This window comes from Pseudomonas sp. PSKL.D1 (assembly GCF_028898945.1).
Classification (GTDB): Bacteria; Pseudomonadota; Gammaproteobacteria; order Pseudomonadales; family Pseudomonadaceae; genus Aquipseudomonas.
Genome location: NZ_CP118607.1, coordinates 4,192,185 through 4,210,941 on the forward strand (window position 1 = coordinate 4,192,185; position 18,757 = coordinate 4,210,941).

Below are 18,757 nucleotides of genomic sequence, written 5' to 3' on the forward strand. Positions count from 1 at the left end.
GGACATGCTTCCACACCGCGTCGCTATTGGTTCGAGCCTGAGCAATCGGATGTCCATGGATTAACCTCAATCCCCCTCACGTTATTGCTAAATGTCCATAGGTACCAATCCCTGTAAACCGGTAGCGAAATACGAAATCGCCGAGGATAGCTAACGTAAGCAATCTGCCATTGCCTCCCTAGCTGAGGGGATATCCGTTGAGATCGATATCAAGATATCTTCACCCCTGGTCCAAGCCCTGCCCCCTAATCAGCGACATGCTTCAATACGGGGGCTCGCGGCATCCCAGGGCCATGATCTGAATAGAGATGCTCTACAATCAAAAAAAGACAGCATGTCAATTTAGGCCAACAGTCAGCACTAACCTCTATAGACGGACCTTCATCGGACTCCCCCTGATGCACATTAGCATTACGAATCGAATAAATAAGATTCGCAAATCTTTTCATGACGGCGACATCTTCTTTATTCTCAAATTTGGCAGAGAGCGATTCAATCCCAACAGGATCATAATTAGCCAGCACACGCCTTGGAATAATCTCGAAGAGCTTAGCAATTGACGCTCGCTCATTGTATTTCCACGACAGCTCATTTTGGAGCTTCAGATAAAGCTCATATTCACTATCCCCACCACCAAAGGTTCGCCTGACACCGTACATCCAACCAAAATAATACAAGCCTTCAACCACTCGATAAATTTCAATAAACGAGTGTTTCCAATGACTTGCAGAGAGCGCCAAGTAAATGTTTTCGTACGGAACAAACGGCAGCAGCAATAGACGCTGCGAAACCTCAATTATCTCTTGAGGAATGAAAGGCGAACGCGCCATTTTGAAACGCGCGGCCAAATGACAGAGAATTGCCCAAGGTGATGAGTTTGGAGATTCGCTAAATTCAAAGACACGAACATCTTCGTATACAGATATAACATCTGAGAGAGCAACAGATAATGTACTCTTCAAATCAAGAGCATTTTCGAGCTCTCTTGGACGCGACAAGCGCTCACGGGCAATATCTAAATATTGCCCGTGAGCATGAACAAACGACATGAAGTGAGTGCACTCGAATTCGACCTCACAGACTCCTATCTCAGTGAGCGCTTCCAAAACCGAACTAACTTCAAATTCGTGAAAATTTCTAAGCGAGAGTGCTAGAAATTCCTGACCTTCCTGCACAAATTTGAAACATACCCCACCCCCCGGACCAAAAACCACACCGTCCTTATCAGGACGAACACTCATGAGGGCTTTACCAAGCTGATCCGCCGACTGAAGCGAAACACTAGCTTGAGTAATTTCCTTATCAGCGGCTGACGCAATCGGTTTAATAATTGAACGACATAGTTTACGCAAATCGAGCACCTGAATACTTTCATTAGAGCTCTTAAGCCGACCTATGCCAAATTCCGGATCATCGCCACCATAGCCTATGGAATGCTGCCCACCTTCCTCCCACGTCAAGAGATCCAAAAAATCCACAGAGCATATCGAGTCAGTCACCTTGTAGGAAAAAAAAGCACCATGGAAATTGATAACGTCATCAAAGTCCATTGACGACTTGCCTGCATCGCTTGTTCTTATCTGTGCTTCAACCTCCTCCTTTGTTACATAGGCTGGCAATCTAATATCCAACTCTTTAACTAGAAAGAAGAAGAATGCGTCAATATGCTCACAGATGGTAACATCGAGTTGGTGACTTACTTCTTCCACCTTGCGATTGAGTTCATCTCCACCGTCAAATCGATAGAGGACGACGTACGCTTCGGATTGCGTACGAATAGGAACAAGAAACCCCTTATCCCCAATAATAATCGGGCGTTCAACGTCTAACCTCAAATGCTCAAGTAAACTGGCCGCATCCATGCGTTCCTTGGCCACTCCAGCAGTACTAAGCTTTGCACCAGGATCATTAAAAGCCAATGATCTCAGCTTACTGGTCGCTGCGGCTATGTAGTCATCCCACTTAATATTCATATCAATATGCTTGCCAGCACGCTTTGAAATTTTGAAGAAGGTCACCATCCTCGAAAAGAGCACCAAAAGCCTTTTCAAAATATTCACGTTCAAATCGCCCCACTTGAGATGCGGCTACACGATGAGCGGTGATCCGTTCCTCTAAGTCTTCGAGACAAAGCACTACCTCTTTATCTTCAGGGGATTCTGCTGCCTGTATGGCTTCTATGAGACGCGCAATATTTCTTTGAACCACGTTGAATTTTTCAGGGACAGCTTGCCAGTCCGTTTCCATGCCAGGCTTTCCGAAAAGGTATATTGAAAGTGCTGATACAAACCCAGCCTTTGCCGGAAACGCTCGAAACACTTCTCTACCACTGGAAAAACGACTTAGAGTTTCACTCAACGACGATTCTGCTTCAAAACTAGAGAAAGCAGTATTCAGCTTGCTGAGTAACAAAATAGCCTCGGTGAAATAGCGCATCACATCGACATGAGATGACGACTCGATCATATCCAGCCTGACGAAATCCTGGGCTATTTTATCCTTTAAATTAAGCTCTCTCTTTCTCGACGAAAAGATAAGCAAAAGCTCAACAACATCTTCCGACTCGTACTCACTAGCCGAAAGATTTGACCGACGCCCTGAATCCTTCGACAAGAATCTTATCGTACCCTCAACTGACGCCTCTACTTTTTCAAGTAGCGGCCTATAAATGGCCTCAAGTTGACGCGCTATATCCCACGGAACTTGCCCAGTATTCAGCACCAACATTCTATAGATCAAGTTATTGGCACTATCCGATATCCAGAACTCGACGCGCAAATCGCTCACACCATCGTAACCAGATTCTTTGGCGGCTTCTAAAATAGCAGTTGTACGCTGCATACCGTCAATGATCGATAATCTTGATGACTCTATACCACGAACCAAAGAAAGCATATCATCCCGACTAACAAGACTCTCTGTTTGCGCAGTATAACTATCTGAATCAACTAAAACTCCTACGACAACAGGTGGCAAGGAAGCCCCCCTGGATATATCTGTAACCATCCGCTCTCGGATTATTTTTGCAGTTTTCGTCTTAAGAGCGGCACGCTGCCCAGGTAGCCCGCCCTGCTCATTCCTGTAAATCTCCTCAACAAGCTCAATGTATTGCTTAGCAGGCATCTCAATTATTACAGAGGTACATCCATTTTCAGACTGAGCAATCTTATGAAACATATAATTTACCTATAACTGATCAGAACAAAACTGCATAAATTCTACTAGAGGCTTAAAAACGCATGACCACGCCACCGACCCTCATTGTAAAAACGCGTAACCAAAAACGCAATACAAGCCCCCAAAGAAAATCCCAATGAAACAAATTGGAGCCAAACCTTTGACGCCAATCCCTAGTAATTCCATGAGACAATTAACGTCTACTTTGCGCCTAGTCATGGAGCTAGAGTTTAAAATTGTTACGCTAGCAACCCAAGAGACTGGAAGTCAAGAATACCAACGCTTACTGTACATCTGGTTCTTTTGATATGCCGCATTATGAGAACGGCTTGATAAGTGACTGCAACCAAACACATTTGAGATTGCATCACCGATGCGAACCTTCAGTAAAGCGCCGCCTATGAACGTTGGCGCATGTAAACCCTGAATCGCCCCTGGTTTCGTAGACACCTCCAAGCCTCATTATGAGGCTTGGAGGTGTCTACGAAACCAGGGGCGATTCAGAGCCACTTCGCAGTGCTCGTGTAACTGCCTGATACTGCCATATAGCTGTACTCGCGATAACGGAATTTGGCAGAAATTATCGTATCTATGGAGCTACAAAAATACGGGGCATTGTTCACTTGGAGTGATCAGCCTATTCCACAATCAGCAACAGTGGATTTATTAGTCTAGACAACAGACAACTTTATCTGAGCATTCGATACTGATGATCATTATTTTGGATAATTAACTTCCAATAACGCGGGTACAGTTTTACACCTCTTTATGGTGTCGCGGCGTATAAAGAGGGCTAGCAGCGAAGGAAATGCTGCACAGCTGCGTAACTTGATAGGAACTGCCTGTGATAATTCAGAGCATCAAAACCCTTTGCATTGGACGGTGCTCCACCGTTTTCGGAGATCGAGTGTGTCGAGGGTGCCACCGCTTCCACGAAGAAATTGTCGATTGAAACGGCTACGACGACGCCCGGCAGGCACGAACGTGGGAACGCCTGGAAGCGATGGTGATTGCTGCCATGACCTTGAGAATTGACCTCTTCGACACAGTGGCCCTCCGCAGCCAGCTTCAACAGCGCAAGATCCGATTCATCGCCCATCACTCCCCCTACTGCTGGGCGTATTGCCTACTGCGCGTTGGCGCGCCCTCCATTCGACGCGTCGAAGCCTACGGCTTCAGCCTCAAACCCGCTTATGAGCAGCGAACGATTGTCGAGATACGCGACGAGATCGATGGTGAACTGCATGAGCGGGCTGAAGCTCAGCTATGAAACCTTGACGACGTACGCCAAGGGGTGGATGGTTCGGCGAGGGGCTACTAGAGGGCATGGTGCCGTTGGCACTGTAAATTGAGCAGGTCGTAGGGGCCAATCCTACTGGGCATAGGTAAGTGACTTCCGTCCTAGCTGAAGCAGGGAACGACGCAGTTCCCCGCCTTGACACACTCTGCCATAACTTCCGGCGATGCAGCTTGTGGCGACCAGTCAGTAGCCGAGTGATTACTCTGTACTGCCAATTTCAGTGAGGTTGAACCGATCAGGGGTGAACATTTTGAGATGACGTTCGAACGCGTGCTCCATAGCATCTTTGACAGGTGCGATGTAGGCTTGCCACCGATCAGGGTTGTATTTCCGTATGATGGATAGAACCGAATACTCCAGCTGATGCAAGGGATATCTATCAAAATGATTCCCTCCAGACAGCTTTCCTCTCAGCACGTCGTAAAACTTATGACAATCAATTTTATCGTCGTCATTTTTTAAGGTATGGAACAAGATGTTTCTTGAGGCATCGGTGATCCGCTTAACCTCAGTCATGTCTCTTTTGAGATTCAGCAACTCAACATTAATGCTAGGCGCATGCTTTTCCTCTGCTCGCTCCAACGCAGCCTCAAGCATTGAAACCCTGTCTTGGTGATGAGCATCCACAACCTCTGGCGTAACTTCGTTCAGCCATAATTGATGATGATACTCAGGCAGACCACCAATCGACGGCAGCTTATTACCCAAATGAAATCCGTATAAATTCTCTTTAGCTAAGTCTAGCGCTTTCACCATGTCGCCCGGGACATTATTTCCGCTATGAACATTTTTCAGACCAGCTTCTAGGTGCCTCTTGTTGATATCGCCGTCAGTGACACAAACGACTTCTAGGTAACGTTTATCGCCGGTCGCTCCGAGTTGCTCCCGATAGAAATAGATACCATACAGCAACGTCGGCATATTATCCCAAGCGCCCGCTGTGATAATTTTGTATGACCCTTTGGTTTCATTCGTCACCATCCCGAGGACTTCTTTCGCTAGGTCATCTTCACAAACCACAATGACGGAGGGTATTACATTCCCCCTGGCGGAGCCGTGCCGCTCTATCTTTATGGTCTTGGAGTTCTCACCGACCGACGTTGTGTATGAGGCCGTGCCTATAATCCCAATGCCAACATTCAGTTTGATTGGCGGTCTTTTTTCTTCGTCCATGATTTATCCTTGATAGAAGCTTTTAAACTATATTTTTAGAGGGCATGCTTGTGCCTAAACGCTTGAAACTTACGAATGAGCGAGGCGAAACATGATTTTGTGTCACATTTACAGGCAGCCATTACACTATTCATAGCAGCCTTTCTACGCGAGCAGGATCGGCAATGTCAACGCTCACCCGCTTATCCAATATTGAGCACGGGAGGTCGCTCAGGCAATGATTCGACATGTGTGGCTTAGCATCGCCAGAAGGCGCTGACTTAAAAAGGATGACGCCCATGCCCGGTGGCCAGGACAGATAGAACCTTTATCGTGAGCACCTAAAAGCATGTTTCTCACAAGGCTAGCGCCCCTCAAACGAATCTGTGCAACTCAGAAGTCGAGAAGGTGAGAGAGGCGCAGAGCCAGCTACAGCGTTTAGCGCGTCAGTTTGGCCACAAATTTGGCGACGTACTCACCCTGATGGCGAGCGATGTCGAGCTCGCGGACATCCGGCTGACGGGAGCCATCACCTCCGGCGATAGTGGATGCACCGTAAGGCGTCCCGCCACCGACCTTAGAGATATCGAACAGCGCGCTCGTGCTGTAGCCGATCGGGACAATGACCATGCCGTGATGGGCCAGGGTCGTCCAAGTCGATGCGATGGTCATCTCCTGGCCGCCACCGGTACCGGTGGAAGTGAACACGCTGGCCACCTTACCGACCAACGCGCCCTTGGCCCAAAGACCACCCGTCTGATCCAAGAAATTGCGCATCTGGCCCGACATGTTGCCGAAGCGGGTCGGGGTGCCGAAGATGATCGCATCGTACTCGGCGAGATCTGCTGGACTCGCTACCGGAGCCTGCTGATCGACCTTTCCATGGGCTGCCTTGAAAGCCTCAGGATCCATGGTTTCCGGTACACGCTTGATGGTGACCTCAACGCCTGGGACTTGCCGAGCACCCTTGGCGACTTCTTCCGCCATGGTTTCGATGTGGCCATACATCGAATGGTACAGCACCAGTACTTTTGCCATTTTGACTTCCTCCTCTAGAGATTTGTTTGCATCACCGGACAAGAAGGTGGCGATGCTCTTGAGCCAACTCATGTTGGAACCTCTTCATTTCAAACGACTTTGCAGGCTCACTTCAGGCAAGCCATGGGGACATCACGCAACGTCCACCATGACAACCTCAGCCAGATCCAATCCCTTCACAGCGAGGTTTGGCTCACTGTGGATAGCGGCGCCGTCACCCGCGTTGATGACGACCCCATTGATCTCGACGGCGCCTTTGGCGACCACGACGTAGGCTTTACGTCCTTCGGCAATCACGTAGTTCGCCTGCTTGCCCTTGGGCAGCGTAGCCGCAAGTAGCCTGGCCTTCGCCCGAATCGGGAGCGCATGCTCGTCCCCCGGCAGCCCACTGGCCAACGTGACAAACTCACCCGACAGCTCACCACGAGGAAATGGCCGGGTTCCCCACGAAGGAGGCAAGCCGGTCTCTTCAGGGATGATCCAGATCTGGAAAATCTTGGTGACCTCAGGCTCGCGGTTGTACTCGCTGTGGCGGATGCCCGTGCCTGCACTCATGACCTGGATGTCACCCGCGATGGTGCGGCCCTTGTTGCCCAGGCTGTCTTCATGGGTGATCGCACCTTCCCGAACCTAGGTGATGATCTCCATGTCCTGGTGGGGGTGCAGGGGGAATCCGGTCTGCGGCTGGATGGTGTCGTCATTCCAGACGCGCAGTTGCCCCCAGTGCATCCGATTGCGATCGGAATAGGAGGCGAAGGAAAAGTGGTGCTTGGTGTCCAGCCAGCCGTGATCGTCACCGCCGAGCTCCGCAAAGGGACGTACTTCAATCATGCCGTTCTCCACCTAAAGCTAATTGCGATGAAGTACATGATCAGGGCTTAGGGAAACTCAAAAAAGCGCAAAAAAATTGGAATATCTATCAAGCCTTTAGATAATTCCAATCAATAAAACAGTTCATTCACTATTTGATCAACAATCCAACTGAGCGCGCTTCATAAGTCTTCTCTATTAATTAAAGGCGAGGCATCCGGGCTGGGCAGATCGCGCTTTAGCCTGAGCTGATCACGCATCCAGTCACTCGCGTCATCAAATTCGCGCATCATCGTGGCAAATTCTTCAGGCGTGAGCTCCCGAATGCGTTGTTGGAAGTACTCACCATGCACACGATCTGGGACGTTGTGAGGATTCCGGGTCATTGAATTGAATCCATTCCGGTCGGAAGTTTGATGATTGAGGAAAGTGCGGCGCGCCGGCGCTGGCCCGGGCCGATGAGGACATAGACAGAGTCCTTGGTCTCAAAAAACCGCTCCTCTATGAAGGACTGCAGGGGTGCAGTCCGAGCCCAGCCACCAATGGGGTACCGCCCAAGCGTGTCATGCACCATATCGAGGAACACGAGCATTATAGGCTTCTGCCCCATGCCGGCCATGCCGTCACGTACCAGATCAGGCATCTCTAGATCGAAGAGCACCCAGTCCTGAACCACGCAGTGCGGTTTTCCAGGGAACCTCTCGGCTACTTGTGCTGCGGCCTCCTCAGCGGACGCATTGAGGCCTTCCATAGCCAGAGCCGGCCCGCGCAGCATCTCTGCCAGTAGCTTCAGCTTTTCCATGTACACCTTCAGTGTTCAATTCGTTGGCTGAGATCCAGAGGGAGCTCTTCAGGGCTTTGCGTCACCAAGACGTAAGCGCTACCAGTTGAGGTAAGCGCGACGGAGTACCCACCTTGATCAACAAACTCAACGATCATGGAGCTACGAATGCGCCGGCCATCCTTGAAGCGGTTTTTCTGATCGAAGTAGACGATACCCGTCAGCATGAAACCCTCGACCTCAGGACAGAACAAAAACGCAGTTATCCCGATATTGAAATGCGCACGTTTGGCATCCGCGACTTGAATGGGTACCCGCCCTCTATCAAGCATCAGTCTCGTTCCCTGCGTCGATATCATCATCGTCGATTGAGGATACGAGGACGTAGTAGTCACCCCCGCTCTCGCTTTGCAAAAGGGTGAAACCTTGCGCTCGGCGGATGGGACGGACAGGCGGAGTGAGTACAGTCTCACCATCTCTAATCTGGCCAGAGCAATCGAAGTAGGCATGCGCCGAGTAGTGGCCGCAAATCCGACCTGCCTCGAAAAGGTAGGCGTCTACCGCAACACCCCAGTCGACGGATTTCGCATTCAAAACCGCCTGAGGCACAGTCGTTGAGGGGCCCTGTTTCACATCAAACCTTTCAGCGACGCTCATCTAAATCCAACACCTTGTAGGGATCAAAACCTGTTTGTTCGTTGGGATAGCCCAGAGGATTGGAGACCAACCTGCAGCCGGCCAACTCGACATCAACGGCATGGTGGGTGTGCCCGAAAATCCAGGCATCGCTCATTGTCACTAGTGAGTGCCAGTTGTTGCAGTATGAAGCGGTGATCGGCCCTTCGTTCTCGTGCCCACCGACCTCTACCAGCGGCGCGTGATGAGTGACCACCACCGTTCTTCCATTGAAAGGCCGCTCCAACTCGGCAGCCAGCCACGCCCGGGATTGACGACTGCGGCCAGCGACCTCATCAGTGCGCAGCTTGTGAAAATTCGAGCCGGCGCGGATCACTCGGAAGTCGGTCATTGTTGCCCTGGCCGCAGCACTGGCTGCCGTGACATCCCCCATCGCGGCGAAGTCTGTCCATCCCGTACAACCTAAGAATCGAATACCGTCTTTGATGAAGGTATCGTTCTCCAGGACATGGATGTGGCTCTCAGCCGCCTGCCGCGCTTTCTCCAACGTCCGATCAAAATGGCCGCTGTAAAATTCATGGTTGCCCAAGATGTAGAGCACCTCACAAGAAAACGCCTGATTGGCCCATTTCACACCGCGCTCTCGTGTGTGGATGTCCCCGGCGAGCACGACAAGATCAGCGTCTAAAGCCAGAGGCTCGAATGGCTTGAATTCGAGATGCAAGTCAGACAAGACGCTAATCTTCATTCCCAGCTCCAATCTCGATTTAGCTATAAATTGATGTATCCAACGCTCGCTGACGCAAGGCGGTACCGGCCTGCTTGGTGGTCATGCCATCGTGGGCACATCGTGTGGGTGAGCATCTTAGCCGAATCAGACCGTTAATGTCAGCATACACAGTTTATCGGTCGTAATGGCTGTGGCTCTATCCTCGCTTTTGGACGCTTATGTCACTCAAGATCGAGGTAGCAGCGGCGCTACGCGGGATTCGCCAGCAGCGGCAACTGAGCTATGAAAATTTGGCCGGTGGCTCGCTGCGCACGACGATCGGTGCTCTTGAGCGCGCCAAGGCTGGCGTGACACTCGACAAGCTCCATGAGATTGCCGCAGTACTCGATTTCGACCTGGTGACGCTTATGGCTCTGTGCGTGGGCCTAAAGGACGGCAAGGAGCCTCAGGCTGTATTAGAAGCAGCCATGCAGGAGCTTGAGGCGTTCGAGGCATCAGGTGGCGCCGAACTCGTCCAAGCGCAGCTCAAGGACGGCCAGCTTTCTTCTCGATCGGTCGGCAAGCCGAAGAAGGTGCGTAATCAGGATGCTGTCCTGGCGCTCAAGGCGCAGGGGAAGACGCCTGCTGAGGTTGTGGAGGTTCTGGGGTTGTCTCGTACCACGGTGAGCAGGTACTGGCGTTCTGGCGAGTAGTCGCACGTCTGTCTAATACCAGGAGCGTCAGTATCGTGCAGGATTGGCTTCGGAGGAAATCGCTATGGAAAGTCGAAACTTCACTCTCAGGCGAAGTGGTAACTCGCCTGCAAACGCAATCCTGACCATCAGTTGTCTGAGCCCAGAAGACCTGCAAACTGGCAGGACGCGCTTGCAGGGGCTTCATGATTTGCTGCTTGAGTTAGACGCAGGTCGGTTTGAATACAACCGAAATTTCGCTCATCTCTTTGAGGCAGAAAGTTCTGGAGCTCTTAGCGCGACCTTCCAAGAAATCTATGAAGTCTGTGACATTGGAATAGATCCAATCTTATTCATAGATGGTCATGGAGATGAGCTTAAGGGCATGCGGATGCCTAATGGAGAATGGGTCAGTTGGAAGTCGCTGCTTGAACACTTCCAACCCATGATTGATCGAACCAGAGGACAATTGACCGTCATCATTGCCGCCTGCCACTCCATGGCAGCAATCAAACATGTTGACTCAAACAGAAAACTTCCATTTTCGTTTTATTACGGTTACCCCTCAGAGATATCAGCCGGGGTTGTGCAGGACGAAACTGAAAAAATCTACCGCAGTCTTTTACTGGATCATGGAAAAATATTAGTAGACGAACATCGCTTAAGAATTGAGTGTTTCTCTGAATACGATCATTTAACACCCGCTCTTGCGCCTGCTCTTCTACTCTCCAAATCCCCTACGCTGTCTGCTCAAACCCAACCCGAGCTTTCACGCAACGAGATCAATAAGTACATATCAGTTGAGATGGCTCGGGCTGGAAGGCCGGTAAAAGGTACTAGGCACCGTATAAATGAAATACTGGGATCAGGGGCTTTGGCAGTGCAGATTGCTAGAAACCTTATGCACGATACTGAAAGGTTGGAACGCGTGATTGAAGATATATATGCATTCATGAAAGGGGGGGCCCTGCCACCGCTTCCCAACGATTCGGACTGAGCCCTACGTCAGCAAGTGGCGACGCTTAGTTGGACGAAAGGCGTTGGAGAGAAGGAAAGCAGCCAACCTTAGCCAGGAGAATCAATGTGACGGATTCAGAGCAGTACATGTCAGAGAGCGAGTTTACGGACATGATGCTGGGTCATGTACACCCGGTGATCCTCAGCAGTGAGCATATTGATGGGTATTATTCACATGGAGGCATAGGGACTGCCTTTGTCTTGGAGTTCTGCGGCGAGCTCTTTGTCGTAACGGCCCTTCACGTTCTCAGGAACCAGTTCGCCACTCATGACGAATTGCGGATCTTGCTGCGCAACGCCCCGCTCTCCATCCTGTTCGACCTCCGCGCAGTATTCCGGGATGAGTCAGACCCCGACCCGGATTCAGACTTGGTGATTTTACGAATCGTGAAATCTCAGCACGCCGAGTTGTATGCGGCAGGGCTTGTCAGTCTTGACGCTGCCGAGTGCGCCTTTATCGAGGACTACAGCCGCGCTGAAAGCTTTGACGTTTTTGGCTACCCAGAGACCGGACGATCGTACGACTACGAAGAGAACATCCTGGGATCCCAGTTACGTTGGCTTAAGGGGGAACTCACAGAGTCCACAGTTCAAGGCCTTTGTACCCTAAAAATCAAAGGCCAACGCCCGGGCGATTTCAACGGCATGAGTGGTTCATTGGTCATCGCCGACGTGGATGGCCTAATGAGGTTCGCCGGCCTGGTGACGCTGGCAAGTAATGAGGGTGGGATATTGAACTTCATTCCTGCAGAGAAAATAGTGCACCATTTGGACGAAATGTTACGCATGGAGTTGGCGGGGGTTGTGGAAGCTGAGGATTCGGGCTCTGTGGATCGGTCGATGGATGGGGTCTCCGATGGTACCAGAGAGAGCCCGCGATAGAGTTTGCTAAAGTCCTTTAACAATTGGCGGGCTCGCTGCTTTCTCGCTGCTTTACAGTGCGAACCTGTCAAGCAGGCTGTGATCCTGGCGTATCTAGGTATCCAACAAATCGATCCAGTAGTCTATTCCCCTGGTTCACCCTTTGACTGGTCGTCAAATATCGGCGCCTCCAAAAACTGCTGGACACTCTGATCGGGATTGCTGAACAACTCGTTTACATAGCCCTCATGGGCGAGCAAAAGCACCCGAGCAAGATCAAGGTAGTGATTGTAAGTAGTAATAATGTGCTTGTGGCCCATCTGCTGCTTCAGGACTTGCATGGCCGCAGCGTCACGCACTTCACTCAGCTCCCCCAACAAAGCGCTTTTGAATCGCCGGATGAGAAAAATAGTCGGCCACCAATGGCGCGCATCATAAAAGCGGAGAGACTTTCGAATAGAGGGATCTAGCCTCCTAGCTCGGGTCTTCGCATCATTGGAGCGGCCCGATATCATCTTGCGCGTAACGGGAACACCACGGGAATTCAAAAACAATTGTGACGGAGGACAAGGCTTACCGTATTTCTTGGCATATAGTGCAGCACGCTCTGGATATAGGGTCTTGATATAATGGTCGTCCAATGCCTTTAAATCTAATCGATGTATTTTTATTGTACGACTCTTTTTACCTTTGCTATTAGCAATATGATAATCGACAGTTTCGTCAACAAAGGTCATATTTTCATAGGGCATAATATGCTGATTCCTCCCCGCGCCGGCGTAAGGAAAGCGACAGAGATCTACTGGCCGCATAGCTGTGCCTAGAGAGAGTTTGAAGATCGCGGCATATACAGGATCAGAGTAACCCAAGATCAAACAAGACATTTCATAATTGGTGGGCAAGGTATAGGATTGATCTTGAAGAATCTCGCGATCCAAAGCGCGGATACCCTTGCCATCCAATACCAACCGCGCCCTCGTTTTAATATGAGCTAAAAGCGCCTCGTCTTTAAAATTGGGCTGCCATGTTTTGTACCTGAACGATACGCACGACGTATAACCAACCTTTTTTAGCCACTCAAAAAAACCATAAACAAGCATCCCGTCTTGAATAATGGTCTCAGTACTAGGCCTGGTCGACTGGGCTGCAACGCGATCAATAGCCCTTTGGATTTGCCAATTTTTTAAATCCTGGTTGTCTACCAGGGCATGGTAGCTGGTCACTGAGACATCTTGGTACTTTTCCAAAGTCGATAGATAGCGGTAAAATTTTGATAGGACGTTTGAGTATCGATTGGAAGTATCAAGAGATGCACTGAGTTCCTTGAGATAAAGATTTACGTGACTCAGCATCACCATCGTTTTTTTCACGTGTGCAATGATGATGTAATGGGTACAGATCTGCCCTGGCGTCAAGGCACAAATATAAGTTAATACTCTTCGTGTGATCGTAATCATTCAATCACCTTGAGCTATCCTGAATACGGTTACCTTATCGTAGCCGTCGGTTATTGACGGATACGGCTCCTTAATCGCTGCCTTGCGTTCAAACTCAGGCACCTGCTTGAACATGAAACCGTGCTGAGCCTTGGTGACTGCTTCGCTATCGCAATAAGGGGAGTAAACTTCTAACGGGCTTGCCCCGTGCAACGAGCGTAGAAACTCTTGTGTCTCGACGCGGGTAAATACTGGCAGGTTGACCACTAGCACAGACGACGAAGAACGCGCAAAAAACCGCTCAACAAACTTATCAAATGAGCACAGATAGCGTTCCTGGAATACAACAACCCTGATGGTGCCATGCCTCAGGATCTTCAAAATCTTGTTCTGCATCTTATCTAGTGCCTCATGCTTTAGCTTGAGGTACGCTTCGACATCCTGGGATTCAGAGAAATTTGATATAGCCTCCGACATGTTTGGCTTGAAGACCTGAACACGCTCATTATCATCCGGCCCTGGCAAGAGCGGATTGCTAGAAGCTTGAAGATCAAGCGCCTGATCCAGTTCCAACTCGGTGACTTGGCGTTTCAACAATTCTACATGGAGGGATTTTCTCTTTAGCTCTTTGGTGAGTTCCTTCGCCCGATGCGTTAAAATATCACTTTGCATGAGAGATGTTAGCAAATTGCCTTCGAAGTCCCGAAATCTGGCGTCCTCGGTAGACTTAAGCAGTTTGATCTCGGATTCAAGATTACGCACCAGTTTCTGGGTCTGCATAATCACTTTAGATGTATCAATCCCTTCCCGAATGAGCAGCTCATCAATGGCACGGTGCCCGGTAATGTAGGGTTTCAAATGCAGGTAATTCTTGTGGAATGCCTGGCGGGAGATGCCTACCCGCTCAGCGACCAGCTGAATGGTGAGCGCTTCCGGGTCGTCATTCAGGAAATGCTCGCAGATCGCTTTTATTATCCGTCCCTCAGTATCTGCGACGCTCATGGAAAATTCTCCCCGAACCAGGACTAGCTGTTTAGATTTTTTGAGGAAGTAGCCTCAGAGCTAACGACACGCCCTGTAAGCTCTCGAAGGAGACGCTCATTGATATCGATCTTGTCTTCAATTTGACTCACTGCCTCCAATTTGAGTCTTTCCCGGTTGATCAAGAGAGAACGATAAAACTTCAAGTTATGCTCGATCGCATCTTTGGAGCCTTGAAGAATTATGTTGTGCTCACATTGAATATGGCAGCTTGAAAAGTCTGGGGCTGTTGGGAAAATGAGGTCGCGCCTGGACTTCAAGCAAGGGGGCAGATCATCATCGGAATCGTAGCGATGTGATAAGCACATGGTACCAAGCGAAGTGCGTTGAATTCTGAGTACTGATCCGCCTTCGAGCAGATGGCTGACGTACTGCATAATCGTCGTTTTCAGCACAGTGCCGCCGAAGTATTCAGGGCGGCTCTCTACCTGGGTTGCAATCCGATGCGCAGCTTCGCCTGCATAGACCCCAGTGTGGATGGCCTGCACTACGTTGACGAAGTCTTCTGCGAAATGCTCCCTGAGGGTTTCTACTACGGATGAGACGATGAAGGGGTTACGGGCAATGTAGCGGAGTGTCATTACATAGGAGCTGTGCCCGAAGATCATCCTGATGACGTCAATATTGGCTTCAGACTCATGGATCAATAGCTCGGCAATCGTTTTCCGGAACCGATGAACGTGCAGTTGAGGCAATCCTGTTTCCCTGGCGACATTCCTAGCCACCGTATCAATCATCCTATCGGTGAGGTTCATTTCAACGTTGCCGAGAGCAGGCTGAAAAATATATCCTTTAAGATAATTATTTCCCACTTTCCGCAGGCTCTCGAACGTTTCAATAGCCTCACCCAAATAATCGGGAATTGTAATGAAATCCGGATCCCCATGATAATTAGGATCACTACTGGTTTTATACCTAGAAAAATAAACGCGCCAGACACCATCCTTACCTTTGATGACGTCAGAAAATTTAAGGGGAGCAAGCTCTTTTCTCCGCATGCCCGTCATCAAACAGAACAAAATAAAAACAGCATTACGCACTCGATCGATTGCGTATTTGTACTTCAACCGCCAAGTATAAGAAAGCTGGACATATTTGCGACGCTCGCCACTTTTCATTTTATAAAGTTGAAAACGCTTTCCTCGTCCAAATCCTAAGACCTCAACCCCTTTGACCTTCTTGCCCAAGACACTTTCGAATTCCGGGTCTGGGCGCGAGGTCAAATAGTGCGCGTCTGTTATTAGAGACCTCAACTCCAAGTAGTTTTTTGCATCTACTATCAGAGGCATGGCCTCATCGATCCAAAAAAAAGCGTAACCCAGAAGAGTTATTAATTCATCTTCGGAATATGGTTTCCAACCAACGAATGCGGAGCTAATCACATCAAGAACATCTTGCCTTCTACTGGCAGTATCAACCAGGGAAGCATCGACCTTGAGCGAGTATTCTGGCGGCAACAAGCCTTGACTGGACAGCGTCAACCAAAAGTTAATATAAAAAAACATCATATTGTAAGCATGTGGCGACCCTTCGCGCTTAACGGTATCAAGGGCCTCATTAAGCATGCTGTCGCCAATGATTGAAATGGACTCCGCCGATCCGTCTAAATGATTAGCTTCAAACACATATGTCTGAATATGCTTGAACGAGTCGGCATAATTCTGAGAAGACACAAAACTTCTGATTGTACCGAATGGGTTAGTAGCTGGAAGAAGATAGTAGGAAATGGCACGCTTAAGGGGTTGCAGGTCTTCGGGGGAGTTATCGATGATGATGGAAATTTCGGTGAACTGACCAGCTTCGAGCAGTACCCATCTGCCATTTTTATACAACGAATAGGGAGAAATCGGAAAATCACCATCCGGACTAGCAGCCAACTTGACGTTCAAATTACCTTTTCGCTGACGAGAATAGTCTTGTTTCTCATCCTCAGATGAATCACCCTCAAACTCTTGAAGAAATTCATCGTAGTCGCCATCCTCCGCAGCGGAGCCACCACGCCCATGGGAGGTTTCATACAGTTCTTCAAAGTAAGCTTTAGCTGACTCCCGAGATTCCTCTTCAATTTCCGCCATGAGTTTGACAAAGTCATCGTTTTCTTTTTCTTCATTTGCGGACTTCATGCTTAATCCTCTACGTAAGCGATTAATGACTTCAGATCGACAGGAAGAAGAACCTCGTATTTGCTTCTATATAGGCTTGCAGATTCCAACAATGATCTGTTTTTTAACTTATCAACAAGATATTTGAGTACTTGAATCTCATCCGCGTGATCATCATGTGCACCTGGATCCCGCTCTACTAAAATTTCAAGTATTGCTTGGCGCTCCATCAAAAACGGAAGAGAGTCTTCCAGCACGCACCACTGTTCGCAGCCATTGCATTTATCTAAACGCGTACAGCGAGCGCCGGAAGGCAATTCTTTACTACCAGGGTACGAGGGCTGGGTAGAATCCAAGCACGCCCAGAGCGGCCTCTCATGGCCGATCAACGTGAATATCCTGAACCTCGGATATATCGACTCCTGAGCGATAGGCTTGCCCATTAATCCCTTGAACAGGCCTTCTTGACCCTTCTGGATAAATCGCTGCTGGAAATCATGGAAACGCGTCCTACGTCCTGCCATCGCCGATACCGAGCTGTCGTAATGGTTGTCGGTGGTAACAGAGTCGGCGTGACCGTATAACAGGGCAGTAAGAGCTATGGGCTGACGGCGCTTGTTTTTATTGTTCTGAAGGGACGTAACGCGCAATCGTGTTGAGAGACTGTCAACGTTCACAAGGGGCTCTCCGTTTTCCACTAGCTGCGCCCTAGCCAAAAAACGTTGAACGCCAGCCTGCCAGTGGCCCGGAGCATCCAAACTAGATAGCCGATCACCTGGAATCCAAGGTTGCACTGGGTCTTGAAAAAATAAAAATGGAGTTTGATGTCGCTTATCATCAACCTCAATACTTGGGTCGAGCTTTAAGTATCCTCTGCAGCTCTCCGAGAGATCGCAAGCTAGACGAATCAAATTGTAACCAGAATAGGGGTCAGTTCGGCTACTAGAGGTAACCATGGTTTTAGGACTGATGAATGACTTGCCCTGGCCTTGTGACCGAGTTTTAGTTGATATGACCACCACCACACCCTCTTTCGCTAACTCGGACATAGGGTGGACAAATCTGTCTTTATCCAGCGCAAGCACAGTCTCTTTATTCCAACCCAACTGGCGCTGGGTAAACAGAGCGAGAGTTGCTTGATCAGTAGCAGTAGGGTACATCAGCTTAAATAAATCTCGAAAACTAATGCAACCAGGCGCCCGCCTGCGCAAATAGGCACGATCTAAACAACAAGACAACACAAATTCCAAGGGCGTTCTACCAATGGGGCTAAGACCACCGACGCTCGCATCGTAATAGAGGCACTTCATCAAAGCCGGACGAATATAAAAAGGAAAACCGTGGTATTGGAGTGTAGCGGCGGCTTTCAACGGATCAATTGCCCATGTTGATAACTTACCATATCCCAAACTCAGTAAATCGCGGCTTATCTCCCATACTTCCCAGCTGTCATATGGCTTAGTAATGTGTACCGCCCGTTGAAACGCAAGTTTTTCTCGCAACAGATCGACTTCTCGGCACATAGCTTTGTACAGATCATCATCTGTTTGGTCTGACAGCGGTTCAGCTGGATTGAACTTTGGTTCCTCGATCACTGGCAGCTTCAACGCTGGCATACCATCTTCAAATCGGCGTGCCACATGTACAAAAGCTGACTTCAAACGTATAGCTAAGTAAATTCGAAAATTATTCCGTAGCAAATAATCTTCAAAGCGTTTGTATTCTTCAGCTCCGATATCATTGAGAGATGAAATTTTTAGTGCGGGAATAATGTTTGAATTATATCCAGTCGCAAAATCGAGAAATTTATTGATGGCCATCCGTAACTCATAGCCCTTGGCATTCGTTGCCATGCCCGCGCCTCGAACAAAGACGTAGTGCAGACCAGAATGCAAAGGGATTGAGAAATCGAAATCTGGCCGTTCCAGATAGTTGGATGAGATGACGACCTGATCCGTGGAGGTGGCGCTTGTTTCACTGCGATACATGTGAAGGTATCGCATGG

At 49.2% G+C, this 18,757-nt stretch carries 17 protein-coding genes and 1 pseudogene; 5 read left to right on the top strand and 13 right to left on the bottom strand.

The features are described 5' to 3' along the window. Nucleotides 1-245 precede the first annotated feature (245 nt). Both PVV54_RS18485 and PVV54_RS18490 read right to left on the bottom strand, forming a co-directional pair. Entirely contained in the window at nucleotides 246-2,060 is a 1,815-nt protein-coding gene (locus PVV54_RS18485; protein WP_274906636.1) for a hypothetical protein, read from the bottom strand. Beyond that, nucleotides 1,975-3,177, bottom strand: a complete 1,203-nt coding sequence (locus tag PVV54_RS18490; protein WP_274906637.1) for a hypothetical protein — start codon at nucleotides 3,175-3,177, stop codon at nucleotides 1,975-1,977. Before PVV54_RS18490 ends, PVV54_RS18485 begins: the two co-directional genes overlap by 86 nt. 844 nt (nucleotides 3,178-4,021) lie before the next feature. Between PVV54_RS18490 and PVV54_RS26635 the strand changes: the two genes are divergently transcribed. Both PVV54_RS26635 and PVV54_RS18495 read left to right on the top strand, forming a co-directional pair. Then, nucleotides 4,022-4,129: a DUF1289 domain-containing protein gene (locus tag PVV54_RS26635; protein WP_446731421.1), complete on the top strand. Its 108-nt coding sequence runs from the start codon at nucleotides 4,022-4,024 to the stop codon at nucleotides 4,127-4,129. A 66-nt stretch (nucleotides 4,130-4,195) separates the two neighbouring features. Continuing rightward, nucleotides 4,196-4,447: a hypothetical protein gene (locus tag PVV54_RS18495; protein WP_274906638.1), complete on the top strand. Its 252-nt coding sequence runs from the start codon at nucleotides 4,196-4,198 to the stop codon at nucleotides 4,445-4,447. 228 nt (nucleotides 4,448-4,675) lie between these two features. Here PVV54_RS18495 and PVV54_RS18500 read toward each other — a convergent pair whose 3' ends face one another. From PVV54_RS18500 to PVV54_RS18530, 7 genes and pseudogenes are all read right to left on the bottom strand, one after another. Continuing rightward, the gene (locus PVV54_RS18500; protein ID WP_274906639.1) at nucleotides 4,676-5,650 is read right to left on the bottom strand and encodes a hypothetical protein; all 975 of its coding nucleotides are present in this window, start codon (nucleotides 5,648-5,650) and stop codon (nucleotides 4,676-4,678) included. Nucleotides 5,651-6,067: 417 nt separating this feature from the next. Then, nucleotides 6,068-6,667, bottom strand: a complete 600-nt coding sequence (wrbA, locus tag PVV54_RS18505; protein ID WP_274910461.1) for an NAD(P)H:quinone oxidoreductase — start codon at nucleotides 6,665-6,667, stop codon at nucleotides 6,068-6,070. Nucleotides 6,668-6,799: 132 nt separating this feature from the next. Further along, a pseudogene (locus PVV54_RS18510) lies at nucleotides 6,800-7,498 on the bottom strand (pirin family protein). Between the two features lie 161 nt (nucleotides 7,499-7,659). After that, nucleotides 7,660-7,863, bottom strand: a complete 204-nt coding sequence (locus PVV54_RS18515) for a hypothetical protein (protein WP_274906640.1) — start codon at nucleotides 7,861-7,863, stop codon at nucleotides 7,660-7,662. Then, complete coding sequence (locus tag PVV54_RS18520) at nucleotides 7,860-8,279, bottom strand: DUF6957 family protein (protein ID WP_274906641.1); 420 nt, start codon at nucleotides 8,277-8,279, stop codon at nucleotides 7,860-7,862. Before PVV54_RS18520 ends, PVV54_RS18515 begins: the two co-directional genes overlap by 4 nt. An 8-nt stretch (nucleotides 8,280-8,287) precedes the next feature. After that, nucleotides 8,288-8,590: a hypothetical protein gene (locus PVV54_RS18525; RefSeq protein WP_274906642.1), complete on the bottom strand. Its 303-nt coding sequence runs from the start codon at nucleotides 8,588-8,590 to the stop codon at nucleotides 8,288-8,290. A 311-nt stretch (nucleotides 8,591-8,901) separates the two neighbouring features. Further along, nucleotides 8,902-9,642 (bottom strand): metallophosphoesterase, encoded by a 741-nt coding sequence (locus PVV54_RS18530; RefSeq protein ID WP_274906643.1) that lies wholly within the window; start codon nucleotides 9,640-9,642, stop codon nucleotides 8,902-8,904. A gap of 200 nt (nucleotides 9,643-9,842) precedes the next feature. Between PVV54_RS18530 and PVV54_RS18535 the strand changes: the two genes are divergently transcribed. The 3 genes from PVV54_RS18535 (at nucleotide 9,843) to PVV54_RS18545 (ending at nucleotide 12,194) form a co-directional block, all read left to right on the top strand. Beyond that, complete coding sequence (locus tag PVV54_RS18535) at nucleotides 9,843-10,316, top strand: Cro/Cl family transcriptional regulator (protein ID WP_274906644.1); 474 nt, start codon at nucleotides 9,843-9,845, stop codon at nucleotides 10,314-10,316. A 64-nt stretch (nucleotides 10,317-10,380) separates the two neighbouring features. Continuing rightward, complete coding sequence (locus tag PVV54_RS18540; RefSeq protein ID WP_274906645.1) at nucleotides 10,381-11,292, top strand: hypothetical protein; 912 nt, start codon at nucleotides 10,381-10,383, stop codon at nucleotides 11,290-11,292. 86 nt (nucleotides 11,293-11,378) lie between these two features. Then, complete coding sequence (locus PVV54_RS18545; RefSeq protein WP_274906646.1) at nucleotides 11,379-12,194, top strand: hypothetical protein; 816 nt, start codon at nucleotides 11,379-11,381, stop codon at nucleotides 12,192-12,194. 122 nt (nucleotides 12,195-12,316) lie between these two features. On the opposite strand, the gene PVV54_RS18550 is transcribed toward PVV54_RS18545, so the two are convergent. The 4 genes from PVV54_RS18550 to PVV54_RS18565 are packed head-to-tail and all read right to left on the bottom strand — an operon-like array spanning nucleotide 12,317 to nucleotide 18,755. Next, on the bottom strand, nucleotides 12,317-13,630 hold the full coding sequence (locus PVV54_RS18550) for a site-specific integrase (RefSeq protein ID WP_274906647.1): 1,314 nt from the start codon (nucleotides 13,628-13,630) through the stop codon (nucleotides 12,317-12,319). Beyond that, nucleotides 13,631-14,611, bottom strand: coding sequence for a hypothetical protein (locus tag PVV54_RS18555; protein ID WP_274906648.1), 981 nt, complete (start codon nucleotides 14,609-14,611; stop codon nucleotides 13,631-13,633). Nucleotides 14,612-14,634: 23 nt separating this feature from the next. Beyond that, entirely contained in the window at nucleotides 14,635-16,773 is a 2,139-nt protein-coding gene (locus tag PVV54_RS18560) for a site-specific integrase (RefSeq protein ID WP_274906649.1), read from the bottom strand. Between the two features lie 2 nt (nucleotides 16,774-16,775). Beyond that, a complete protein-coding gene (locus PVV54_RS18565; RefSeq protein WP_274906650.1) occupies nucleotides 16,776-18,755 on the bottom strand; it encodes a hypothetical protein in 1,980 nt (659 codons plus the stop codon). Nucleotides 18,756-18,757 lie beyond the last annotated feature (2 nt).